Raw genomic sequence first — 22,954 nt, forward strand, 5'->3', positions numbered from 1 at the left:
GACATGTACGTAATGGGCATCTCCCGGGCGCACGACTCCGCGGCGGCGCTGGTGCGCGACGGCGAGATCGTGGCGTTCGCCGAGGAGGAGCGGCTCACCCGCGTCCGGCACGACGGCAGGTTCCCCCGCCGGGCGGTCGCGTACTGCCTGGAACAGGCGGGGATCGGCCTGGACGAGGTGGACCACGTGGCCTTCCACGGACAGCGGACCGGCTCCCCGCCCGGCTGGGAGGTCAAGGAGGCCGCCGGGCACACCGGGCCGGCCGGGTTCGGGGTCCACCGGGTGGACCACCACCGCGCGTACGCGGCCGGCGCCTTCCACGTGAGCCCGTTCGACTCCGCCGCCGTGCTCACGATGGACGGGACCGGCACCGGCCTGGCCGTCGCCGACGGGGACCGGATCAGGCACCTGCGGCACGTCGGTCACCCCCACGCGCTGGGCGCCCTGTACGCGGCGGTCACCGGCTACCTCGGCTTCCGTCCCGGCCTGGACGAGGACAAGGTGATGGCGCTGGCGGCGTACGGCGGCGACACCTACGTGCAGCCCTTCGCCGACCTGCTGCGCCTGACCCCGTACGGCGGCCACGAGCTGGACCTGAGCTGGTTCGACCCAGATCCGGGCGGCGGGCGGCACACCGTCTCGGCGAAGTTCCTCGACGCCTTCGGCCCGCCGCCCCCGTCCGCTGGTGAGACCCTCACCCAGCACGCCGTGGACGTCGCCTTCGCCCTCCAGGCCACCCTTGAGCGGGCCGGACTGCACCTGGCCCGATGGCTGCGCGAGACGACCGGGGCGACCCGGCTCGCGGTGGCCGGCGAGACGGCGATGAACCCGATGCTGAACGGCCGCCTGCTGGCCGAGTCCGGCTTCGAGGAGCTGTTCGCCCAGCCGGCCGCCGCCGCGCTCGGCGCGGCGCTGGAGGTGAGCGTCGGCCGGTACGGCAGGCCCCGCCCGGCGGGCGGTCACGTCTTCGCCGGGCCCGGCTTCACCGCGGAACGCATGGAGAAGGCGCTGCGCGACGCGGGCGTGGACTACCGGCGGCCGGACGACATCGCCGGGCACGCCGCCGCCCGCATCGCCGACGGCCTGATCGTGGGCTGGTTCCAGGGCCGGACGGAGTGCGGGCCGCGCGGCCTGGGCAACCGCTCGCTGCTGGCCGACCCGCGCGACCCCACGTCCGCCGCGCGCATGAACGAGCGGGTCAGGCGCCGGGAGCCGTTCCTGCCGCTCGCGCCGTCGTGCCTGGCCGAGCGGTCCGCGGACTACTTCGCCGAGGGACATCCCTCGCCGGTCATGCTGCTCGGGTTCGACGTGCTGGACCACCGCCGCGGCGAGGTGCCCGCGATCACGCACGTGGACGGCAGCGCCCGCGTGCAGACGGTGAGCCGGGCCGCCAACCCGCTCTTCCACTCCCTGATCACCCGCTTCGAGGCGCTGACCGGCGTGCCGATGCTGGCCGGCGCCTCCTTCCGGGACGACGACGAGCCGATCGTGTGCACGCCCGAGGACGCCGTCGCCTGCTACCTCAGGACCGGCGCGGACGCGCTGGCCCTCGGCCCGTTCTGGGCCCGCAAGCCGCGGACCGACGACTGGGACGACCGGGAGGCGGGCCGATGAGCGGCGCGAGGTCCCTGGTGGTGCTCGGGGCCGCCGACGGCTCGCTGTCCACCTACCGGGCGGCGGCCGGCCTGGGCCTGCGCACGATCGCGGTCGACCGTTCGGCCGGCGCGCCCGGCGTCGCCCTCGCCGACGAGTACCTGCCGGTCAGCACGCATGACCCGGCCGCCGTCACGGCCGCGCTCGCCGGGCGCGCCGACCTGGCGGGCGTGGTGGCGCCCGCCAGCGACGTCGCGGTGCCCGCGCTGCGCGCGGTGGCCGACGCGTACGGGCTGCCGGGCCGGCTGTCGGAGACGGCGGCGCGGGCCTCGGTGGACAAATGGGTGCTGCGCGGCATCCTCGACGACCTGGGCGTGTCCTCCTACCCGTGGATCGTCGGCGACGACCCGGCCGACCTGGCCGTCCGGGCGCGCGGGCTGCCCTTCCCCGTGGTGGTCAAGCCCGCCGACGCCCAGAGCGGGCGCGGGGTGAGCAGGTGCGCCTCCGCCGGCGAGGTGCGCGCCGCCGCCGAGGAGGCCCGGCGCAGCTCGTACGGGGGGCTGGTGATGGTCGAGGAGGAGATCCGCGGGATCCTGTGCAACTGCGAGTGCGTCGTGGACGACGGGCGCGTGGCGTTCGTCGCGACCAGCCTGCAGACGGTGAGCCCGCCGCCGCTGGTGCTGACCATGAGCCGCCGGATGCCGGCCGGGCTGCCCGGCGGCGTCCTGGACACCACGCGTTCGATCATGGACAAGGTCTGCGAGCGTCTGGACTACCGGTGCGGCCCGCTCAACCTCGACCTGATCGTCACCCCGGACGGCCGGCCGTACGTCATCGAGCTCGGGCTGCGCACGGGCGGCAACGGCACCGACGACATGGTGCGGTCCTGCCACGGCGTCGATCCGGTGCGGGCCGCCGTGCAGGCGGCGGTCGGCCTGCCGATCGAGCTGCGCCCGCACCCGCCCCGGCCGGTCCTGTGGCAGGTGCTGACCGCCGGGCGGGCGGGCGAGCTGGTGTCGGTGTCCGGGGTGGCGGCGGCCAGGGCGCTGCCGGAGGTGGCCGAGCTGGTGCTGCTGGCCCGCCCCGGGCAGCGGGTGCGGCCCTACCGCGACGTCTCCGACCGGCTCGGCTGGTTCGTCGTGCACGCCTCCGGCCCGGCGGAGCTGGACGCGGCCGCCGCCGCCGCCGTGACCCGGGCGCTGCGCTTCGAGGTGCGCGGCGATGGGCGGCGCTGACGTGGCCCGCCCGGCCGGCGAGGCGGCCGATGTACCGCGTTGAGGTGGCGGCCTCGATCGGCGAGGTCGGGGCCGGGGAGTGGGACGCGCTCGCCGACGGCGTGCCCTTCGTGCGGCATCACTGGCTGGCCCTGGCCGAACGCGTCCTGTCCGGGCACCGGCCGCGCTACCTGCTGGTCCGCAAGGACGGCGGGCTCGTGGCCGCGGCGGTGTGCGCGCTGGAGCACCGGCTGCACAACCCGGTGCTGGAGTCCCGGTTCGGGCGGCTGACCAGGAGGTGGCCGTTCCTCCAGGTGCAGGCGCCGATGACGGCGACGTCCGGGCTGCTGGGCGGTGCGGGGCCGCAGCGGCGGGTGCTGCTGCGGGCGGTGCGGTCGCTGGTCAGGCGCGAGCGGCTGCTGTTCTGCGTCGTCGACCACCTGCCGTACGCCGCCGGGCAGCCGGGCTACAGCCGCCTGGGCCGGTTGCCGGAGACGCTGCTGGACCTGACGTGGCCGTCGTACGAGGCGTACCTTGACCACCTGCCGCGCAAGAGGCGGGCCGAGATCCGGCGCACGCAGCGCCGGGCCGCGCGGGAGGGCATCGAGGTCCGCCCGCTGACGGCCGGGCCGGGCGGGCAGCCGGACCGGCTGCTGGACCGGCTGGGCCCGATGGTGGCCGCGGTGGACCTCCGCCACGGGCCGCACGTCTTCTACCGGCCGGGCCTGTTCGCCGAGGCGGCCGGCGCCCTGGGCGCGGACCTGACCGTCCTGGCCGCCCGCCGGCACGGCGCGCCGGCCGGCTGCGTCGCCCTGCTGCGCGACGGCGACGAGCTGGTCGCCCGGTGGATCGGGCGCGACTACGCCCTCACGGAGGGCACCGCCGTCTACCACGCGCTGCTCACGGCGTGCGTACGGGCCGCCGTCGGCTCGGGCGCGCGCAGGCTGCGGCTCGGCGGCGCGGCGTACGAGACGAAGAAGCAGTTCGGGGTGCGGCTGGAGCCGCGCAGCCGGTTGTTCGCCGCCCGCAGCGAGCTGGTCACCCGGCTCGTCGGCGGGCTGGGCCACCGCCTCGACCCGCCGCAGCTCCCGCCATCCAGCACGTGACCCGGAAAGGACGAGGGCCGGTGCGCGCCTCCTATCTCCCTTCGCTGACCCTGGACGAGTACCTGCGCCTGGTCGCGACCGTCCACCCGCAGTTGCACGCCGTGCTGGACTTCGAGCGGCCGGGCGCGGCGCGGGCGCTCGGCGTGCTGGCCGCGACCAGCAGCGAGTTCGACTCCGACCGCGACGGGCGCGGCGACTCCTACCGCCGGGCGCAGCAGGACGCGCTGGTGCGCTGGACCGGCATCCGGGCGCTGCTCGGGCTGCTCGCCCCCGACCCGGCGGCCGGGCCGCCGCTGCTGCTGGACGTCCTCGGCGGGGACGGGACGGTCGCGCGGGCGGCCGCCGGGCGGCTCGGCAGCCTGGACGCCAAACCGGCGATCATCACCGGCGACCTGTCCGGCCAGATGGTCGACCGGGCCCTCGCGCAGGGGCTGCCCGCGGTGCGCCAGGCCGCCCAGTTCCTGTTCCTGCGGGAGGGGTCGGTCGGCGGGGTGCTGCTGGCGTACGGAACCCATCACATCCCCCCGGCCGACCGGCCGGGCGCGGTGGCCGAGGCGGCGCGGGTGACGCGGCCGGGCGGCCGGATCGTGCTGCACGACTTCGACGACTCCGGCCCCATGGCGGACTTCTTCGCCCGGGTCGTGCATCCGCACGCGGCGGGCGGGCACGCCTACCGGCACTTCACCCGGCCCGGCCTGGCCGCCCTGTTCGCCGACGCCGGCCTGCCGGTACGGGTGCTCGACCTGTACGACCCGCTGATCGTCCGGGCCGGGAGCGAGCAGGCCGCCAAGGAGCGGATGTGCCGCTACGTCGCCGACATGTACGGCCTGGGCGCGTACTTCGCCGCCCTGGCGGACGTCGAGGCGGCCTGGCGGGTGCTGGAACGGCACTTCGACCATGGGACGCGCCGGCCGCCGGAGCCCGCCGCACCGCCCCGCCCCGTCGTCTACCGGCGCGACGGGCAGTACGTGGCGGAGGTCCCGAGAACGGCCCTGATCGCCCTGTCCACCAGACCCGCCGGACGCCTCCCGGCGTGAGCCGCCGCTCAGCGCTCCCGGGGCTCCGGGGGCAGCTCGCCCGCGAAGACGCGTAGCTGGAGGGCCAGCGTGGCGTAGTAGCCGACCAGGGTGGTCAGCTCGAACAGGCCGCGCTCGCCGAGCGCCGCCGTGACCGCCCGGTAGTCCTCCTCGCCCAGCGTCCCCGCCCGGGTCAGCTCGCGGGCGGCGAGCACGGCGGCGCGTTCGGCCGGGTCGGCCAGGCCGGGCGGACGTCCCTCGCGCACCGCGGTCAGCTCGGCCTCTGTCAGGCCGCAGGACCGGCCCACCGCCTCGTGCGCGTCGCGTTCGAAGTCGCTGCCCCAGTGGGCGGCGACCACGAGGATCGCCAGTTCCCTGGCCCGGCCGGGCAGCACCGAGCCGTAGCGCACCGCCGCGCCCAGCGCCTGCAGCGCGCCGCCGACCGGCGGGCTCAGCAGCATGGCGTTGAACGGGCCGCGCAGCCGTCCTTGCTCGTCGGCGAGGGGGAAGACCTGGGGGCCCGCCGCCCGGGGGCCGCCGGTGATGGCGCGGTAGACCTCGGCCTGGGCGTCGTCCAGGTCCTGCGGGGGAAGGGCGGGCAGCCGGGCGGTCATGCGGTGCTCCTGTCTCGCCGACGACCCGGGCACCGGGCTGCGCCGGCGGGTGGACCTGCGGTGACGTCTCGCCCTCGGGTGCCGGTGGCGCGGTTAGCCGGGGCCGGATCACGGAACATCCTAGGTCTCTAGCCGCGCGGCCGTCTTGGAGACCATGACCATGGAGTTCGCCACTCCCAGCCACCGCCATCGCCGTCCGCAGGGGCGTGTCTCGTGACCAGGACCGGGGTTTCCGGGCCGCTGCTGGTCGTGCTCGGCCTGCTGTCGGCGGTGGCGCCGCTGGCCACCGACATGTACCTGCCCGTGTTCACCGACCTGGCGGCCGACCTGGGGGCGGGGGCGGCCGGGGTGCAGCTCACGCTGACCGCGTTCCTCACCGGGCTGGCGCTGGGGCAGCTCGTCATCGGGCCGCTGTCGGACCGGTTCGGCCGCCGCCGGCCGATCCTGCTGGCCACCGCCGCGGCCCTGGCCGCCTGCGTCCTGTGCGCGCTCGCCCCGGACATCCGGACGCTCGTCGCCCTGCGTTTCGTGCACGGGTTCGCCGGGTCGGCGGGCATCGTCATCGGCCGCGCGGTGGCGGCCGACCTGACGTCCGGCCGGGCCGCGGCGCGGATCTTCTCGCTGCTGGCCTCGGTGGTCGGCGTCGCGCCCGTCGTGGCCCCGCTGATCGGCGGCGCGCTGTCGCCCGCCGGGTGGCGCGCGGAGTTCTGGGTGATGGCCGGGATCTCGGCGGTGATGCTGCTCGGTTCGGCGCTCGTCGTGCCCGAGACCCTGCCGCCCGGACGCCGACACGCGGGCGGCCTGGCCGCCACCGGGCGGACCGTGCGGCGGCTGTTCGCCGACCGGGGCTATCTCGGTTACGCCTTCTCCTTCGCGTTCGGCTTCGCGGGGCTGATGGGGTACATCTCGGCCTCGCCCTTCGTCGTGCAGAACGTCCTGGGCCTGTCCACCCCCGCCTACACCGTGACGTTCGCGGCCAACGCGCTGGGCATGACGCTGACCGGCCTGGCCGCGGCGCGCCTGGTGCGCCGGTTCAGCCCGGAGGGGCTGCTGCGGACCGGGCAGGGGGTCGTGCTGGGGCTGTCGGCCGTCCTGCTGGTGCTGCTGGGGGCGGGGATGGCCGCGGTGGCGGTGCTGCCGGTGCTGTTCGTGCTGGTCAGCTCGTTCACGCTGATCATGGGGAACGCGGCGGCGCTGACGGTGGGGCGGGCGCCGTACGCGACCGGCACGGCGGCGGCCGTCATGGGCGCGTTGCAGTTCGCGCTCGGGGCGCTGGTCTCGCCGCTGGTCGGCCTGGGCGGCGCGGGCACCGCGCTGCCGATGGGCGTCACGCTGGTCGTCAGCGCGCTGCTCGGCATCGGCGCCCGCCTGCTGACCCGGGGCCTCCCGGAGACCGGCCCCGCCGCCGCCGAGGCCCCCGCCCGCGGCTGATCCGGCGTCCTCGTGGCCCCCTTTCAGGGGGCCGGGTGGGTGCCCAGGGCGGTGACGAGCCAGTCGAGGGCCGGGGCCGACGGGGTCGGGGGCGGCCAGGCGTTGATCACGGCGAGCAGGCGGAGGTAGCGGTCCCTGCGCGGGTCGTTCGCCGCCGTCAGCCTGGTCAGCAGCCGCCGCCGCAGGCCGGCGTCGTCGGGACGGCCCAGGAGGCGTGCGTACTCGCCGGCGACCGCCGTCACGACCGGCGCGGACTCGGGCGCGGCGGGGTCCACGCCCGCCGCCAGCGCTTTCCCCGCCGCCCACACGCCCACCGACACGGCGTCCCGCCGCACCCCTCCCCCATGGCCCGCGGCCTGGTCGGTGGCGTGGTCAGTGGCGTGGTCGGTGGTCAGGTCGTGCAGCCTCGCGCGGAAGGACGGGTCCGCCATCAGTTCGGCCAGTTCCAGCCACGCCTCCACCTGCTCCGGCTCGGCGTCGTCCGGCAGTTCGGGGGTCAGCGAGACCCGGATCCCCGCGAGCCCCGGCCCGGCGTCCGGGACGGCGGCGTCCAGGAAGTCGCCGACCAGGCGGCGGCGTTCGTTCTCCGACAGTCCTGCGAGTCTGTGCATGAGCTCCATCTCCTCGGGTCCAGAGCCGCGCCGGGCCACCGCCCTCAGCACCGCGCGCCGCACCCGCAGCGTGCGGATCCGCACCGCCAGGGCCTCGGCGTGCGCCGCCGCGACCTGTGCGAGCGTCAGCTCGCGGTCCACGACCTTGCGGACCGTGACCAGGTCCACCCCGAGGTCGCGCAGCGTGCGCACGAGGTCGAGGCGGGCCGCGGCGGCGGCGTCGTAGAGGCGGTAGCCGGCCGGGCTGCGTTCCACCGGCGGCACGATCCCGCGGTCGGAGTAGAACCTGATGGTCCTGACCGGCAGTCCGGTCCGCCGCGCCAGGTCGCCGATCGTGTAGAGGGTGCCGCCGTCCATGGCTCCACCCTGGCGTCTCCCCTTGGTGGAGACTCAAGCGCCTCCCTCGTTGCGCGGCGGCGGACGATGACCGTAGTGTCAAGCCTCGGATCGTGACTGGCGTGATCGTAAGGTGGGACTGACCACCGGGGAGCGGTCCTGGACGTCGCCGCGCGCCTGGGTGCCCTCACTTCGACGGCTCGGGAGAAGTCATGGCTGAAGAGCACCCCCATTCCTACGGCGCCCACGACGCGGCCACCGTGTCGGCCGCCTACCGCAACGCGCTCGACGTGATCGGCGCCGTGGAGCCCGGCGTGGCCGGCGCGATCCGCGCCGAGCTGGCCGACCAGCGCGCCTCGCTGAAGCTCATCGCGAGCGAGAACTACGCCTCCCCGGCCGTCCTGCTCACGATGGGCACGTGGCTGTCGGACAAGTACGCGGAAGGCACGATCGGCCACCGCTTCTACGCCGGCTGCCAGAACATCGACACCGTCGAGCAGCTGGCGGCCGACCACGCCAAGGCCCTGTTCGGCGCCGAGCACGCCTACGTCCAGCCCCACTCGGGCATCGACGCCAACCTGGTGGCGTTCTGGGGCATCCTGGCCCACCGGGTGGAGGCCCCGGCCCTGGCCGCCGCCGGGGCGCGGCACGTCAACGACCTGTCGGAGGACGACTGGGAGACCCTGCGCAGGGCCCTGGGCGACCAGCGGGCCCTCGGCATGTCGCTGGACGCGGGCGGTCACCTGACCCACGGCTTCCGTCCCAACATCTCGGGCAAGATGTTCCACCAGCGCTCCTACGGCACCGACCCGGAGAGCGGCCTGCTCGACTACGACGCGCTGCGCGCGACCGCCCGCGAGTTCCGCCCGCTGGTGCTGATCGCCGGGTACTCGGCCTACCCGCGGCGCATCGACTTCGCCCGCATGCGGGAGATCGCCGACGAGGTGGACGCCGTCCTGATGGTGGACATGGCGCACTTCGCCGGTCTGGTGGCGGGCAAGGTGTTCACCGGCGTGCACGACCCGGTGCCGTACGCGCACGTCACGACGACCACCACGCACAAGTCGCTGCGCGGGCCGCGCGGCGGCCTGGTGCTGTGCCGGCGCGAGTACGCCGACTCGATCGACCGGGGCTGCCCGATGGTGCTGGGCGGCCCGCTCGGCAACGTGATGGCGGCCAAGGCCGTCGCCCTGGCCGAGGCCCGGCAGTCCGCGTTCGCCGACTACGCGCGGGCGGTGGCCGGCAACGCGGTCGCCCTGGCCGAGGGGCTGTCGCGGCGCGGCGTACGGCTGGTCACCGGCGGCACCGACAACCACCTGGTGCTGCTCGACGTGTCCACGTACGGGCTGACCGGCCGGCAGGCGGAGTCGGCGCTGCTCGACGCCGGGATCGTCACCAACCGCAACGCGATCCCGCGCGACCCCAACGGCGCCTGGTACACCTCGGGCATCCGGGTCGGCACCCCGGCGCTCACCTCGCGCGGGTTCGGGACGCAGGAGTTCGACCAGGTCGCCGAGCTGATCGTCGGCGTGCTGACCGACACCACGCCGTCGGCCACCTCCAAGGCCAGGTACGACCTGCCGCAGAGCACCGCCGAGAAGACCCGCGCCGCGGCGGCCGAGCTGCTGGCCGCCCACCCGCTCTACCCGGGCCTCGACCTGGGCTGACGCGCCTGCCGCCCCGCCCCGCTCACTCCGGGCCGCGACGGGCCCGTCCCGCGAAGTAGGCGGCCGCCGTCCGGGTGTGGGCGGGGAACGCCAGCTCGGCGGGCCCGTCGATGACCAGCCACTCGCTCGTCTCGTCCGTGGCCTCCATCGGCGGCAGCGCGGACGCGGTGACGCGCGGGCCGAGCCCGAAGATCAGCACGGTTCCGTCCGGGGCGCTGACCACGTCGAAGAGCGTGACGTCGGCGGCCTCGGCCACCACGCCGGTCTCCTCGCGCAGCTCGCGCACGGCCGCCTGCTGCCAGGACTCGCCCAGGTCGATGAACCCGCCGGGCAGCGCGAGCTCGCCGCGGCGCGGCTCGACGTCCCGGCGTACGACGAGCAGGCCGTCGTCGACGGGCAGCAGCGTCACCGCGACCGGCAGCGGGTTGAGGTAGCTGGTGTTCCCGCAGGCCGCGCAGGTGCGGGGCCAGGGCTGGCCGGGGGCGAAGGCGGCGCCGCAGAAGGAGCAGTACGCGTTCCTGATCACGCCGCGATCCTAGAGCCCGGCCCGACGTGCACACGGGCATCGCCCGCCCCGGTGACCGGCACGGCCGGACGGCGGTGTCCCGAGGTCAGCCGGCGACCGCGCGGTCCGCGCGGCTGACCAGGGGGTTGCCGCGGTGGGGTTGCCAGGCGGCGCGCAGGCCGCGCAGCTCCTCCCGGACGCGGGCCGAGGAGATCAGCCGGAGGTCGTCGCTCAGGTCGAGGACGGTGGCCGCCGCCTGGTCCACCTCCCCCGCGCGGAGGAGGGAGTGGGCGGCCCGCAGCCCGATCAGGGCCCGGGTGCGCAGCTCGACCGGCCGTCTGGCCCGCATGGACGCGGCGAAGTGGCGGGCGGCGGTGGCGTGGTCGCCGAGCTGGGTGAGGGTCAGGCCGATCTGGTGCTCCAGGGACTCGCGCCGGTAGTTGCCCGTCCACTCCGTCTCGGGGGCGGAGTCGGCGCGTTCGAGCTGGGTCTCGGTACGGCTGAGCAGCCGGAGCGCGTCCCAGCGGGTGCCGGCGGCGGCGTGGGTCTCGGCGCGCATGCCGGTGATCCACGCCTGGGTGCGGGCGGGCCCGTGCCCGGCCAGCGCGGACGCGGCCGCCTCGGCCAGGGCCAGCGCCTCGCCGTCGTGGCCCAGCTCGGCCGCCTGGACGGCCATGCTGCGCAGGGCGGTGGCGCGCAGCAGCAGGTCGGCGGCCTCGTCGGCGAGCCGCACGCTGCTGATGTAGTAGCGCTGGGCCAGGGCGTGGGCGCCGGCGTCCATGGCCATGTAGGCGGCCAGGTAGCTCAGCTCGGCGGCGGCGGCGAACAGGTCGGGCCTGCGGCGGCCGGTCGTGCCGTGCAGCAGGGGCGTGACCTCGCGGGACAGGTAGGCGGCGACCGCGGCGCGGGCGTGGCCGCCGCCGTAGCGGTCGTCCAGGTCGGCGAAGGCGCGGGTGGTGGCGCGGATGCGTTCGACGTCGCCCGCGCCGGCCCGGCGGGCCGCCGCGCGGCCGGCCGCCCGCTGCGCGGACAGGACCGATAATCCGGATAAGCCGGATAACGCGGCCAGGGTGAACGTGCGCCGGTTGAGCAGGTCGTCCTCGCCCAGCACGGCGAGCCGGGCGACCGGGTCGCCGCGCCAGGGGTCGTCGGCGGACGGCGACCCGCCCGGCTCCGGCCAGCCCAGATGCGCCGGGCGCAGGCCGGGCCGGCCCAGGCGGCGGCGGAACGCCTCGACCGCCGCGCGCACCGCCTCGGGGCGCGGGATCGTGCCGGTCAGCCAATGGCCGACCGCCGAGCGGTCGTAGTGCACGCGCTCGCCACTCTCGGCGGCGACGGCGTTGACGTGCCGCGCGGTGGCCGCGTGCGTCCAGCCCGCCTGCTCGATCAACGCCGCCAGCGCCCGGTTGACGACTGGGTGGGTACGGCGGGGCGGCATCTCGTCTTCACATCGCTTCACATCACTGTGGCCTCGACGGTGCGCCGGACGGGGCGCACCGTCAAGAGTGCGGGCCGTGCTCCTCGTGGGACGGCCTCGATCGGCGGACGGCGAGGGAGGGGCTGATGGACGGGCTGCACGGCGCGGGCCGGCACGAGACGGGCCTGGAGGAGGTGGCGCAGGAGGAGCTGACGGCCGCGCTGGCGGGCCGCCCGCTGGTCTGCGTCGAACGGTTCAGCACCGCGCTGCGCACCGGCTACACCGGCCCGGCCCCGGTCGAGGCGCTGCGCCCGGCGCTGAGCATCGGCTGCTACTCGGCGTGGGACCCGGCGCTGCCCGGCATGGTCGTCGCCGCCGAGGAGCGCACCAGGACGCGGTCGGTCGCCGAGCGGCACGCCTGGCTGCCCCGCGTCCGGCACGAGGCCGCCCGGCACCTGCTCAAGCTGGACCGCCCGCCGGTCGTCTTCACCTGGTACGACAACGCCCGCCTGCGCGAGCTGGCCGGGCCCGGCGGGGTCGTGGCGGCCATCGACGCCGACGTGCGGGCCGCGATCGAGGCCAAGCACCTGCTGGACGACCTGCTGCGGGCGGCCGGCGTGCCGGCGGTGGCCCGCGTCCCCTGCGTGCACGTCGAGCGGCTGCCCGGACTGGCCGAGCTGCGGCGGGCGGTCGGCACCGAGCGGGTCGTGGTGCAGGCGGGCCGGCGGGCGGACCGGCACGGCACCGTGGTCGTCGCGAGCGAGGACGACATGCCGCGCGCGGCCCGGCTGCTCGGGCCGTACCGGGTGGCGGCGTACGTGCCGGGCTGGCCGTGCACGATCGCGGTGCTCAGCGTCCCCGACCGGGACGGCGGCATCCGGGTGTACGCCGACCGCCCCGCCCACACCTCGGCCGGGATCCCCGAGCTGGGCGCCGGGCCGATGCGCAGCACCGGCGACGACTGGTCGCGCCCCTGGCCGACGCCCGCCGCCGCGCTGCTCATCGAGTGCGCCGAGCGCATCGCGTTCTGGGCCTGGCGCAGGTACGGCGCGGCCGGCCTGTTCAGCGTGGAGGCCATCCTCACCCCGGGCGAACGGGTCTGCCTGACGGCGATCAAGTGGCGGCACCAGGAGGGCACCGAGGTGTCGTCGGTCAACCAGCAGGCCGCCGGGCTGCCCCCGTTCGTGCTGGCCCACCTGTCGGTGATGCTCGGCGGGCCGGTGACCTGGCTGGGGGACGCGCAGGAGTTCAACCAGCGCACGCTGCTGCGCTCGGCCCGGCCGGGCGGGCCGTTCCACGTCCGGGTCCGCCTGGCCCGCGACACGCCCGTCCGCGTGTCGGCCGCCCACGGCCCCGGCGTCTACCGTCTGGACCGGTCGGGGAGCCTGCGGTGGGTGCGGCGGGGGGCGCACCCGTCGCAGGCGCGGGCGAGCCAGGGCGAGTTTCTGCTGGCCAACCTGCCCGAGCCGGACGTCGTCTGCCATCCGGGGGCCGACCTCGCCACCGTCGAGGGCGTCGCCGAGGGCGCGGCGCACCCGTTCGACGGCCCGGACACCGCCTCCCTGGCCACCCGGCGGATCGTCGCGGCCGTCGAGGACCTGTTCGACGAGGTCAAGGAGCTCTGATCGGCAGATTGCCACAGAAAGCCCGCGGACCGATGAGTTCTCCCGTCCCCGGTGGTCCAACCTGGTGTCACCCGACTCCGCGGAAGGACCCACGCCGATGAGCACCACGCACATCCTCGACATCCCGGGCGGCCGCCTGCGCTACCACGTCCGCGGCAGCGGCCCGCTGCTGCTGCTCGTGGGCGCGCCGATGGAAGCCGCCCCCTTCGCCCCGCTGGCCGAGGAGCTGGCCGGCGAGCACACCGTCGTCACCCACGACCCGCGCGGCGTGGCCGGCAGCACGCTCGACAACCCCGGCCAGGACTCCACCCCCGACCTGCGGGCCGACGACGCGCTCGCGATCATGGACGCGCTCGGCGCCGAGTCGGCCGACGTGTTCGGCAGCAGCGGCGGCGCAGTCACCGGCCTCGCCCTGGTCACCCGCCACCCCACCCGCGTGCGCACCCTCGTCGCGCACGAGCCGCCCGTGCTGGAGCTGCTGCCCGACGCGGCCCAGCGCCGCGCCGAGGTGGACGACATGATCGAGACGTTCCACCGGGAGGGTCCGGGGGCGGCGTTCGGGAAGTTCATGGCCGCCGCGGGCTTCCAGCCCGGCGAGGACGCCCCGGCCCCGCCGCCGAGCGAGTCGCCCGAGCAGGACCTGGCCGCCGCCGCCCACTTCTTCCTGCACGAGCTGCGCGGCACCACCCGCTACGTGCCCGACGTCGCGGCGCTGACGGCCGGGCCGGCCCGCGTCGTCGTGGGCGTCGGGGCCGACTCGGACGGCCTGCTCACCCATCGCACCTCGCAGGCGCTGGCCGGCCTGCTCGGCGCACCGCCGGTGGTGTTCCCCGGCGAGCACACCGGCTTCGTCGACCGTCCGAAGGAGTTCGCCGACGTGCTGCGGGAGGTGCTGGCCCGCTGAGGCGGCGGGCCCCCGGGCGGCGGGCTCCCGGTGGCGCGTTCCCGGCGGCGCGCTCCCGGTGGGAGGCTCAGCCGCCGGGGGTCAGGTTCGCCGGGAAGCCGCCGGTCGCGATCGGCCCCCAGCGGTCGATCGTGATCCGGATCAGCGACTTGTTCTGGCGGCGCATGGCCTGCCGGTACTCCTCCCAGTCGGGATGCTCGCCGGCGATGCACCGGTAGTAGTCCACCAGCGCGTCGAGGGCCTCGGGCATGTCCAGCACCTCGCCTCGCCCGTCCACCTGGACGTAGGGGCCGTCCCAGTCGTCGGACAGGACGCAGATCGAGACGCGCTCGTCGCGCCGCGCGTTCGCGGCCTTGGCGCGCCCGGGGTAGGTGGAGACCACGATCCGGCCCTCGTCGTCGACGCCGCACGAGACCGGCGAGAGCTGGGGACGCCCGTCGGCGCGGGTCGTCGAGAGCAGGCCGTGGTGCCGGGGGCGGAGGAAGTCGAGAAGTTCGGGCAGATCGACGCGGCGGGCGGTCGCGATCCTGGGAGCCATGCGGGACGCCTTTCCTGTGCGGTGCCGGCTTCGATCCTGCCATCCGGCGCGGGCCCCGGCTTCCGGGGCTCGCCCAGACGGCCCTATGGTGTGGTTCGCCGGCATGTGCCGGTACGTGCCCGAGGGGAGGGCGGAATGCCGGAAGTCCGTCCGCTCCGGCCGGGCGATCCCGACCGGATCGGCGACCACCGGCTGCTCGGCGTGCTCGGCTCGGGCGGCCAGGGGGTCGTCTACAAGGGCGTCGACGGCGCGGGCCGCGAGGTCGCGATCAAGCTGCTGCACAGCCACCTGACCCAGGACGACGACGTCACCCGGGGCCTGCTGCGCGAGGCCGAGGCGGCGCGCCGGGTGGCCGCGTTCTGCACGGCCGCGGTGCTGGACGTCGGGGTGGCCGACGGGCGGCCGTACATCGTGAGCGAGTACGTCGCGGGCGACACGCTGCAGAGGCTCGTCCGGGAGTCGGGGCCGCGCACGGGAGGCGCGCTGGACCGGCTGGCGATCTCCACGCTGACCGCGCTGGCCGCCATCCACGAGGCCGGGATCGTGCACCGCGACTTCAAGCCGGGCAACGTGCTGATGGGGCCCGAGGGGCCGATCGTCATCGACTTCGGCATCGCCAAGGCCCTGGGGGCGACGACGCAGGCCTCGGCGCCGATGGGGACGCCGGCGTACATGTCGCCCGAGCAGTTCGCGGGCGAGCGGGTCGGGCCGGCGTCCGACGTGTTCAGCTGGGCGGGGACGATGGTGTTCGCGGCCACCGGCCATCCGCCGTACGCGGGCGAGACGGTCGCCGCCATCCTGCACAAGGTCATGAGCGGGGCGCCCGACCTCACGGGCGTGCCGGCCCGGCTGATGGACCCGATCCGGTCCTGCCTGGCCAAGGACCCCGCCGCCCGTCCCACGCCCGCCGGCCTGCTCCGCCACCTCATCAGCGCCCCCGGCACCGCGCGGCCCGGTGCGCCGATCCCCCCGCCCGGAGCCGGAGCGACGGCCCATCCGACCGGACCCGGAGCCGGTGCGACGGTTCCGCCGCGCGGGCCTGGGGCGACGGTTCCGCCGGCCGGGGGCGGAGTTGGGGCGACGGTTCCGCCGGCTCTGGGTGGGGCGACGGGGCCGGCGTTTCGTGGGGAGGCGACCAGGCCGGGTACGGATCGGCGGGTGAGCAGGCGGGCCGTGGTGGTCGGCGGTGCGACGGCCGCGGTGGCCGCGGCGGCGTCCGCCTTCCTTCTTCTGCGCCCCGCGAACGGCCTCGCCGACGACCCGTCCCCCCGCCCCACCGGCGACCTGACCGGCCCCCCGGCGACGGGCACGGCGACGGGCACGCCCACGACAGCCGCGACGAGCCCGGCGCCCAGCACGTCCGCCACCGGGTCGCCCACCGGCTCCCCCACGGCGTCCACCACCGCGTCCCCCGCGGCCGAGCCGTTCGGCGCGCCCGTCAGGGAGCCGGTGGCGCTGCCCGCGGGCAGCGGGACGCCGGCCGTGCTGGCCGCCGCCGGCTCCACCGTCGTCTGCGGCACGTCCAAGGGCACGGTGCTCGTCTGGGACCTCGGCCCGGCGTCCGCGCCCGTCCGCAGGCTCGGCGACGGCGGCGCCGCCGCGACCGCCGTGGCCTGCGGCGACGGCAAAGCCGCCACCGGGCATGGCGACGGCGCGATGCGGCTGTGGAACCCGGCGGGCGGCGCTCTCCGCACGAAGAAGGCGGCCGACCCGGTCATCGCCGTCACCACCGCCGGACGCGCGGTCGCCGTCACCCAGAAGTACGACAGCCTGAAGGACCTGCACAGCGTCGTCCGCCTGTGGGACCTGGCCACCGGCCGCCAGATCGGCCCCGCCGTCACCGACCACTTCCAGGGCGTCAACGGCCTGGCGTTCGGCCGCCTCGGCGACGACGAGGTGCTGGTCACCGGCGACGGCGCCAACCGCGTCCGGGTACGCCGCCTGTCAGACGGAAAGGTGACACACACCTACAAGACCGGCGAGATCGGCGGCATCGAGCTGCTCGCCTGCGGCGAGCTGGACGGCCGTCCCGTCCTGGTCTCCACCCACCTCGACGCCACCCTGCGCGTCTACGACCTGGCGACCGGCAGGCGCAGGAAGAAGTGGGACTTCAGCCGCCGCAGCCCCGACGACCGGGGGGCGTCCGCGCTGGTCGTGGGCGCGCTCGGCGGCAGGCCCGTCGCGGTCGTCGCGCACACGCCGGGCGGCGGCGAGACGGTGGTCCGCGTCTGGAGCCTGACCGACGGCAAGGTCGTCGGGGAGCTGGGCCCGGGGCCGGGCTCCGAGGTGCGGGCCCTGGCGCTGGCCGAGCTGGACGGCCGTCCCGTGGTCGTGGGCACCGGCGGCGACGCCCTGCTGAGCGCGTGGAGCCTCGGTCCCGCCTGACGCTCATCCAGGTTTAAGAATCGCGGCTTATGGTTCGGGCTGTGCTCACGGACGAAGCGGTGAAGGAGCCCGTGCGGACGCGTCCGCGCCGGGTCTGGCGGCGGCGGCTGGCGACGGCGGTCGCGGTGCTGTTCGCGGCGGGGACGGCGGTCCGGCTCGGCGGCCTGGAATCGGGCGTCCTGCTGGTTCCGCTGGTGTCCTTCACGCCGTACTTCGGCGTGGCGGCGCTGCTGATGCTGGGGGTGGCGGCGCTGGTCCGCAGCAGGGCGGCGGTCGCGGTCATGCTGGCGGTGTGCGCGTGCCTGGCCTGGCTGGTGCTCCCGCGCGCCCTGGCCGGCGGTACGGACGCCGCGGCCGGCCGCCCGTTGCGGGTGCTGACCGCCAACCTCAACGGCGGCCGCGGCGACGCCCGCACGATCGTCGACCTGGTCCGCACGCTGAACGTGGACGTGCTCAGCCTCCAGGAGCTGACCTGGGCCGAACGCGACCGGCTGGCGGCGGCCGGGCTGGAGACGCTGCTGCCGTACCAGGTCACCAGGCCGGAGACGTGGGGGCCGGTCGGCAGCGGCGTGTACGCGCGCCACCCGCTGCGCGAGCGTACGGGCCTGTTCCAGCCGGTCGGGCACCACATGCCGGTCGTGGAGGCGGCGCTGCCCGGCGGCGCGGTGGAGGTGGTGGTCGTGCATCCGGTGGCGCCGGTGCCCTCGACGGTGCCGGAGTGGGAGGCGGGGGTCGGGACGCTGCCGCCCGCGCCGTCCACGGGCGCGCCGCGGATCCTGGCCGGGGACTTCAACGCCACGCTGGACCACGCCGTGTTCCGGCGGCTGCTGGGCACCGGCTACACCGACGCGGCGGCGGCCACCGGCAAGGGGCTGGTGCCCACGTGGCCGATGCGCCGGATCCCGCCGCTGGTGGCGATCGACCACGTGCTCACGGACGGGCGGGCCCGCGCGGTGGACGTGCGCGTCCTCGACCTGCCCGGCTCCGACCACCGCGCCCTCTTCGCCGACCTCCGCGTCCGGAGCTGACAGGCCGCGCGTTCCCGACGGGCCGGGGCGGTGTCAGGCCAGCCAGGCCGCCGTGTCGCTGGGCAGGCGGTCGCCGTCCAGGGCGCCGCTGGCCAGCAGGACCGTGCCGTGGGCGGGCAGCGGCACCGGGTCGGCGCCCAGGTTGACCACGCAGGTCAGCCCGGACTCCCGGGTGAAGGCGAGCACGTCGGGCCCGAGGTCGAGCCAGGTGAGCGTGCCGTCGCCGAGCCGCTCGGCACGGATGCGCAGCCCGTCCCGGTAGAGGTTGAGCATCGAGCCCAGGTCGGCGGTCTGGGCCTCGACGGTGAGCTTGTTCCAGGCGTCCGGCTGCGGCAGCCACGGCGTGGCCGTGCCGAAGCCGAACGGCGGCTCGTCGCCCGACCACGGCAGCGGCACCCGGCACCCGTCGCGGCCCTTCACCGTGTGGTTCGAGCGCCGCCACATCGGGTCCTGGCGCAGCTCGTCGGGGATGTCGTCCACCTCCGGCAGGCCCAGCTCCTCGCCCTGGTAGATGTAGATGCCGCCGGGCAGCGCCATGGCCAGCAGCGCCGCCGCGCGCGCCCGGCGGTAGCCGAGCTCCAGGTCGGAGGGGGCGCCGTCCCTGCGGTCGGCGTGGTCCCAGGAGGTGTCGGCGCGGCCGTAGCGGGTGACGACGCGGGCGACGTCGTGGTTGGACAGCACCCAGGTGGGCGGGGCGCCGAGCGGGACGTGGGTGGCGAGGGTCTGCTCGATCACCTGGCGCAGCCCGGCGGGCTCCCAGGGGCAGGCCAGGAACGGGAAGTTGAAGACGGTGTGCAGCTCGTCGGAGCGCAGGTAGCGGGCCAGGCGCTCCTGGTCGGGCAGCCAGACCTCGCCGACCAGGACGCGGCCGTCGTACTCGTCGGTGATCCGGCGCCAGCTGCGGTAGACGTCGTGGACCTCGTCGAGGTCCTCGTACGAGCCGGTCAGGCCGTCGGGCTTGGCGAGCAGGGCGGCCGAGTCGATGCGGATGCCGTCCACGCCGCGGTCGTACCAGAAGCGCAGCACGTCGTGGAACTCGCGGTGCACCTCCGGGTTGGTCCAGTTGAGGTCGGGCTGGCCGGGGTCGAACAGGTGCAGGTACCACTGGCCGTCGGGCACCTGGGTCCAGGCGGGGCCGCCGAAGATCGACTGCCACTCGCCGGGCTCGTCCCGGAACCAGAACCGGTCGCGCACGGACGGGTCGCGCAGCGCCTCCTGGAACCACGCGCTCGCGGTCGAGCTGTGGTTCGGCACGACGTCGATGATGATCCTGATGTTCAGCCCGTGCGCCTCGGCGATGAACTCCTCCGCCTCGGCCAGGGTGCCGAACACGGGATCGATGTCCCGGTAGTCGGCCACGTCGTACCCGCCGTCGGCCAGCGGCGACGGATACCAGGGGTTGAGCCAGATCGCGTTCACCCCGAGCGCCGACAGGTACGGCAAACGTGCCCGCAGCCCCGCCAGGTCGCCCACGCCGTCACCGTTGCCGTCGGCGAAGCTGCGCAGGTAGACCTGATAGATCGCGGCTCCCCGCCACCACGTTTCGGACATGCTGAAGACAACTCCTTGCCAAAGGTGGAGGCACTCAGCCCTTGAGGCTGCCGGCGGTGAGTCCCGCCATGATGTGCCGCTGGAAGATGAAGAAGACGATGACGGTCGGGATGCTGGCGATCACCAGGCCGCCCATGACCTGGTCCTGCGACACGGCCCCGGCGGTCTGGGCCAGGCCCACGCTGAGCGTCATCTTCTCGCTGTCGCTCATGACGAGCAGCGGCCAGATGAAGTCCTTGAACGAGGTGACGATCGTGAAGATCGACGTCACGCCGAGGATCGGGCGGGAGACCGGCAGCACCACCGACCACAGGATGCGGAACGGGCCGCCGCCGTCGATCTGGGCGGCTTCGAGCAGCTCGCGGGGGATGGAGTCGAAGAACCTCTTGAGCAGGAAGATGTTGAACCCGTTGGCCGCGGCGGGCAGCCACAGGCCCCACGGGTTGTTCAGCAGGTCCCAGCCGAGAACCGGCACGTCGTGGATGGCGAGGTAGGTGGGGATGAGCACGACCATCGGCGGGATCATCAGCGTGGCCAGCATGGCGCCGAGGATGACGTTGCCGAACGCCGGACGCAGCTTCGACAGCGCGTACGCGGCGGCGACGTCGACGCACATGGTGATCAGCCAGCCGCCGCCGGCGTACAGGACGGTGTTCCTCAGCAGCGTGCCGATGTCGAACAGCTCCCACGACTCCAGGAACTTCCCGAAGTTCAGCTCCTTCGGGAAGAGCGTGGGCGGCACCTGGGCGAACTCCTCGGCCGACTTCAGCGCGCCGGTGATCATCCAGTACATCGGCAGGAGGAACACGACGGTGAACGTGACGACCGTCGCCACCAGGACCGTCCAGTAGACCCGCCGTCCCCACCGGCTGTTGAGCTGGTGCGGGGAGATGATCGTGCGGAACTGCACCTCGATGCGCCTGGGCGGCCGTCTCCTGTCCCGGCGTCCTGGCGCGGGCGGCGCGGCGGGGCGGCGCAGGGTGGCGTTCGACATGGTCAGCCCTTCTCCTCGCGGGTCAGCCGGAGCTGCACGGCGGCGAAGGCGAGCAGGACGACCATGAGCATCATCCCCAGCGCGCCGCCCGCGCCGTAGTCGCTGTAGGTGAACGCCTGCTGGAACATCAGGAAGACGACGGTGGCGGTGGCGTTCTCGGGGCCGCCGCCGGTGAGCAGGTACGGCTCGATGAAGACCTGCATGGTGGCGACGATCTGCAACATCAGCATGAGCAGCAGGATCAGCCGGGTCTGCGGGATCGTGATGTGCCTGATCCGCTTCCACACGCCGGCGCCGTCGAGCTCGGCGGCCTCGTACAGGTCGGGCGGGATGTTCTGCAGCGCGGCGAGGTAGATCAGGGTGGCCGAGCCCATGTTCATCCAGGTCGAGACGAGCACCAGGCAGAGCAGCGCGGTGTCGGTCGAGTAGATCCAGTTGAGGCCGGGCAGCGAGAAGAAGCCGAGGATCTGGTTGAACAGGCCGACGTCGGGGTCGTAGAACCAGCGGAAGAGCAGCACCGCGACGGCCGGGGGCAGCATGACCGGCAGGTACACCACGAACCGCAGGTAGGCCCGGCAGTGGCGGAGCTCGTTGAGCAGGATCGCCACCGCGAACGGCAGCCCGTAGCCGAGCACCAGCGCGAGGACGGTGAACATGAGCGTGTTCAGCCACGCGGGCCCGAAGGCGGGGTCGGCGAAGGCGGCCCTGAAGTTGTCCAGCCCGACCCACTCCGGCTCGTTGACCAGGTCGGTCTTCTGGAAGCTGAGGACGAACTCCTGGACGATGGGATACCAGGAGAACAGGACGAAGCAGAACAGCGCCCCGACCATGAACCCGTAGGCCGTCAGGTTCCTCCGCAACGCCCGGCGCAACGGCGAGGGCGGCCTCGGCCGTCGCGCGGCTCCGGCGGTCGCAATGCTCATGGGGTGTCTCCGATCACCGACTCGACGTACCGGGGCGCCGGCGGGCGCGGCGCCCCGGTCTCACGTTCCGCTCAGCCCTTGCCGAGCATGGTGTTCGCCTTGGTCTCGGCGTCCGCGAGGAGCTGGTCGACGTCGGCGTCCTCGCGGCTCAGCACGGCCGACATGGCGACGTCGAGGATGGCGTAGAGCTCCTGGGCGTGCGGCGGCTCCATCTTGGGCGGGATGGTGGCCGAGGCGTCGACGTACGGCTGGTAGTTCTCCACCGGCAGGGTGGCGTTGGCCTTGCGGGCGTCCTGGATGGCCTTGCCGGTGGGCGAGGCGCCGTAGACGTCGTTGTCGGGCACGCCGACCGGGTTGCCGAGCGACTTGCCGCGGGCGAAGTCGAAGCGGCCCTTGCCGACGGTGTTGAAGCGGAAGTTCACCCAGGCCAGACCGGCCTTGGCCTGCTCGGGCGTGGCCTTGGGGTTGACGAAGAACGCCTCGCCGCCGCTCAGCGACGCCTTGGCCTCGGGGAAGCCGGTGATGCCGTAGTCGGTGGCGGCGCCCTTGAACTTGTTGACCACGTCGGTGACGACGTCGGGGGCGCCGAGCATCATGCCGACCTTGCCCGAGCCCATGGCCTGCATGAGCGGTTCCCAGGCGTTGAACAGCTTGGCGCCGGTGCTCTTGTCCACCCAGCGCAGGTCCTTGAGGAACTGCAGCACGGCCTTGCCCTCGGGCGAGTTGAACGCGGCGGTCCTGCCGTCGGCCGAGACCATGTCGCCGCCGCGGCCGTACAGGGCCTGGTTGAAGTGCCAGCCGCCGGTGTTGCCGCCGGAGTATTCGCCGTAGCCGATGACGCCGGCGCCGAGCGCGGCGATCTTCTTGGCCGCCTCGCGGACCTCGGCCCAGGTCTTGGGCGGGCTGTTGGGGTCGAGCCCTGCCTTGGTGAACAGCGCCCGGTTGTAGACCAGGCCGACGCTGTAGTGGACGTTGGGGACGCCGTAGACCTTGCCGTCCTTGGTGACCAGGTCGCGGACGTCCTGGCGCAGGTCGTTCCAGTTCTTGATCTCACCGGTGTACGGCGTGATGTCCAGGCCCTGCCCCTTGGCGATCACGTCGGCGTAGTTGGTGACCGGCACCACGAACACGGTCTCCATCTGGCCGCCGGCCAGCTTCGGGCCGAAGGTCTTGGGGTCGAAGCAGGGCTGCTGGTCGGTGCTCTTGACCGTCACGCCGGGGTTGGCCTTCATGAAGGCGGCCACGTCGTCGTCCCAGGCCTGCCGCTCCTTGGGGGCGGACTTCGCGGGCTGGCAGGCGACGGTGATGCTCACCTGCGCGGCGCCCGGGGCGCTGCCCCGCGCGTCGGGCTTGGTGTCGTCGCCACTGCCGCAGGCCGCGGCGCTCATGCTCAGGCCTGCCGCCACGAGCAGCCCCACAGTCCTGCGATAGTCCGATCTCTTCATCGATCTGACCCTTCCGAAGCTTGACGAAGCCGGGGGACGGTGAGGCGCCCC

19 protein-coding genes and 1 riboswitch are annotated in these 22,954 nt (G+C 74.8%); of the genes, 10 read left to right on the forward strand and 9 right to left on the reverse strand.

Going from position 1 to position 22,954, the window contains the following annotated elements; all coding sequences use genetic code 11:
* Window positions 1-3: 3 nt before the first annotated feature.
* Genes AB0J71_RS33235 through AB0J71_RS33250 form a run of 4 tightly spaced genes read left to right on the forward strand, consistent with a single transcriptional unit; the run spans window position 4 to window position 4,950 of the window.
* Window positions 4-1,614 carry a carbamoyltransferase C-terminal domain-containing protein gene (locus AB0J71_RS33235; protein ID WP_352330275.1) on the forward strand — a complete coding sequence of 537 codons (1,611 nt, stop codon included), beginning with the start codon at window positions 4-6 and terminating at the stop codon, window positions 1,612-1,614.
* The gene (locus AB0J71_RS33240) at window positions 1,611-2,828 is read left to right on the forward strand and encodes a hypothetical protein (protein WP_364417828.1); all 1,218 of its coding nucleotides are present in this window, start codon (window positions 1,611-1,613) and stop codon (window positions 2,826-2,828) included. Before AB0J71_RS33235 ends, AB0J71_RS33240 begins: the two co-directional genes overlap by 4 nt.
* A 29-nt stretch (window positions 2,829-2,857) precedes the next feature.
* Window positions 2,858-3,913, forward strand: coding sequence for a GNAT family N-acetyltransferase (locus tag AB0J71_RS33245; RefSeq protein ID WP_364417830.1), 1,056 nt, complete (start codon window positions 2,858-2,860; stop codon window positions 3,911-3,913).
* A 20-nt stretch (window positions 3,914-3,933) separates the two neighbouring features.
* Entirely contained in the window at window positions 3,934-4,950 is a 1,017-nt protein-coding gene (locus tag AB0J71_RS33250) for a class I SAM-dependent methyltransferase (protein WP_352329790.1), read from the forward strand.
* Window positions 4,951-4,958: 8 nt separating this feature from the next.
* On the opposite strand, the gene AB0J71_RS33255 is transcribed toward AB0J71_RS33250, so the two are convergent.
* Entirely contained in the window at window positions 4,959-5,543 is a 585-nt protein-coding gene (locus AB0J71_RS33255; RefSeq protein ID WP_364417831.1) for a carboxymuconolactone decarboxylase family protein, read from the reverse strand.
* Window positions 5,544-5,756: 213 nt separating this feature from the next.
* Between AB0J71_RS33255 and AB0J71_RS33260 the strand changes: the two genes are divergently transcribed.
* Entirely contained in the window at window positions 5,757-6,974 is a 1,218-nt protein-coding gene (locus tag AB0J71_RS33260; RefSeq protein WP_352329786.1) for a multidrug effflux MFS transporter, read from the forward strand.
* Window positions 6,975-6,997: 23 nt separating this feature from the next.
* Here the strand turns inward: AB0J71_RS33260 and AB0J71_RS33265 are convergent, their stop codons facing one another.
* Entirely contained in the window at window positions 6,998-7,942 is a 945-nt protein-coding gene (locus AB0J71_RS33265) for a MerR family transcriptional regulator (RefSeq protein WP_364417833.1), read from the reverse strand.
* Window positions 7,943-8,024: 82 nt separating this feature from the next.
* Window positions 8,025-8,111, forward strand: a riboswitch (ZMP/ZTP riboswitch).
* A 22-nt stretch (window positions 8,112-8,133) separates the two neighbouring features.
* Between AB0J71_RS33265 and AB0J71_RS33270 the strand changes: the two genes are divergently transcribed.
* Window positions 8,134-9,588: a glycine hydroxymethyltransferase gene (locus AB0J71_RS33270; protein ID WP_364417835.1), complete on the forward strand. Its 1,455-nt coding sequence runs from the start codon at window positions 8,134-8,136 to the stop codon at window positions 9,586-9,588.
* Window positions 9,589-9,610: 22 nt separating this feature from the next.
* On the opposite strand, the gene AB0J71_RS33275 is transcribed toward AB0J71_RS33270, so the two are convergent.
* Complete coding sequence (locus AB0J71_RS33275) at window positions 9,611-10,114, reverse strand: NUDIX domain-containing protein (protein WP_352328157.1); 504 nt, start codon at window positions 10,112-10,114, stop codon at window positions 9,611-9,613.
* Between the two features lie 85 nt (window positions 10,115-10,199).
* Entirely contained in the window at window positions 10,200-11,531 is a 1,332-nt protein-coding gene (locus AB0J71_RS33280; RefSeq protein WP_364391293.1) for a hypothetical protein, read from the reverse strand.
* A gap of 125 nt (window positions 11,532-11,656) precedes the next feature.
* On the opposite strand from AB0J71_RS33280, the gene AB0J71_RS33285 reads away from it, so the two are divergent.
* Together AB0J71_RS33285 and AB0J71_RS33290 are read left to right on the forward strand one after the other, a co-directional pair.
* Entirely contained in the window at window positions 11,657-13,135 is a 1,479-nt protein-coding gene (locus AB0J71_RS33285) for a hypothetical protein (RefSeq protein WP_364417837.1), read from the forward strand.
* A gap of 97 nt (window positions 13,136-13,232) precedes the next feature.
* Entirely contained in the window at window positions 13,233-14,039 is an 807-nt protein-coding gene (locus tag AB0J71_RS33290; protein ID WP_364417839.1) for an alpha/beta hydrolase, read from the forward strand.
* A gap of 67 nt (window positions 14,040-14,106) precedes the next feature.
* Here the strand turns inward: AB0J71_RS33290 and AB0J71_RS33295 are convergent, their stop codons facing one another.
* The gene (locus AB0J71_RS33295) at window positions 14,107-14,577 is read right to left on the reverse strand and encodes a PPOX class F420-dependent oxidoreductase (RefSeq protein WP_352328161.1); all 471 of its coding nucleotides are present in this window, start codon (window positions 14,575-14,577) and stop codon (window positions 14,107-14,109) included.
* Window positions 14,578-14,712: 135 nt separating this feature from the next.
* Between AB0J71_RS33295 and AB0J71_RS33300 the strand changes: the two genes are divergently transcribed.
* Window positions 14,713-16,962, forward strand: a complete 2,250-nt coding sequence (locus tag AB0J71_RS33300) for a protein kinase (protein WP_364417841.1) — start codon at window positions 14,713-14,715, stop codon at window positions 16,960-16,962.
* 41 nt (window positions 16,963-17,003) lie between these two features.
* Window positions 17,004-17,990: an endonuclease/exonuclease/phosphatase family protein gene (locus tag AB0J71_RS33305; RefSeq protein WP_352325897.1), complete on the forward strand. Its 987-nt coding sequence runs from the start codon at window positions 17,004-17,006 to the stop codon at window positions 17,988-17,990.
* A gap of 33 nt (window positions 17,991-18,023) precedes the next feature.
* Here the strand turns inward: AB0J71_RS33305 and AB0J71_RS33310 are convergent, their stop codons facing one another.
* The 4 genes from AB0J71_RS33310 to AB0J71_RS33325 all read right to left on the reverse strand — a co-directional run bounded on the left by AB0J71_RS33310 (window position 18,024) and on the right by AB0J71_RS33325 (window position 22,903).
* Window positions 18,024-19,541: a glycoside hydrolase family 13 protein gene (locus AB0J71_RS33310; RefSeq protein ID WP_364417843.1), complete on the reverse strand. Its 1,518-nt coding sequence runs from the start codon at window positions 19,539-19,541 to the stop codon at window positions 18,024-18,026.
* Between the two features lie 34 nt (window positions 19,542-19,575).
* Window positions 19,576-20,535 (reverse strand): carbohydrate ABC transporter permease, encoded by a 960-nt coding sequence (locus tag AB0J71_RS33315; RefSeq protein WP_352325895.1) that lies wholly within the window; start codon window positions 20,533-20,535, stop codon window positions 19,576-19,578.
* Between the two features lie 2 nt (window positions 20,536-20,537).
* Window positions 20,538-21,458 carry a sugar ABC transporter permease gene (locus tag AB0J71_RS33320; RefSeq protein WP_364417845.1) on the reverse strand — a complete coding sequence of 307 codons (921 nt, stop codon included), beginning with the start codon at window positions 21,456-21,458 and terminating at the stop codon, window positions 20,538-20,540.
* Window positions 21,459-21,529: 71 nt separating this feature from the next.
* The gene (locus AB0J71_RS33325) at window positions 21,530-22,903 is read right to left on the reverse strand and encodes an extracellular solute-binding protein (protein WP_364417847.1); all 1,374 of its coding nucleotides are present in this window, start codon (window positions 22,901-22,903) and stop codon (window positions 21,530-21,532) included.
* Window positions 22,904-22,954 lie beyond the last annotated feature (51 nt).

Origin of the sequence: Nonomuraea sp. NPDC049637 (assembly GCF_040675235.1) — a bacterium.
In the GTDB taxonomy this organism is placed as follows: Bacteria; Actinomycetota; Actinomycetes; order Streptosporangiales; family Streptosporangiaceae; genus Nonomuraea.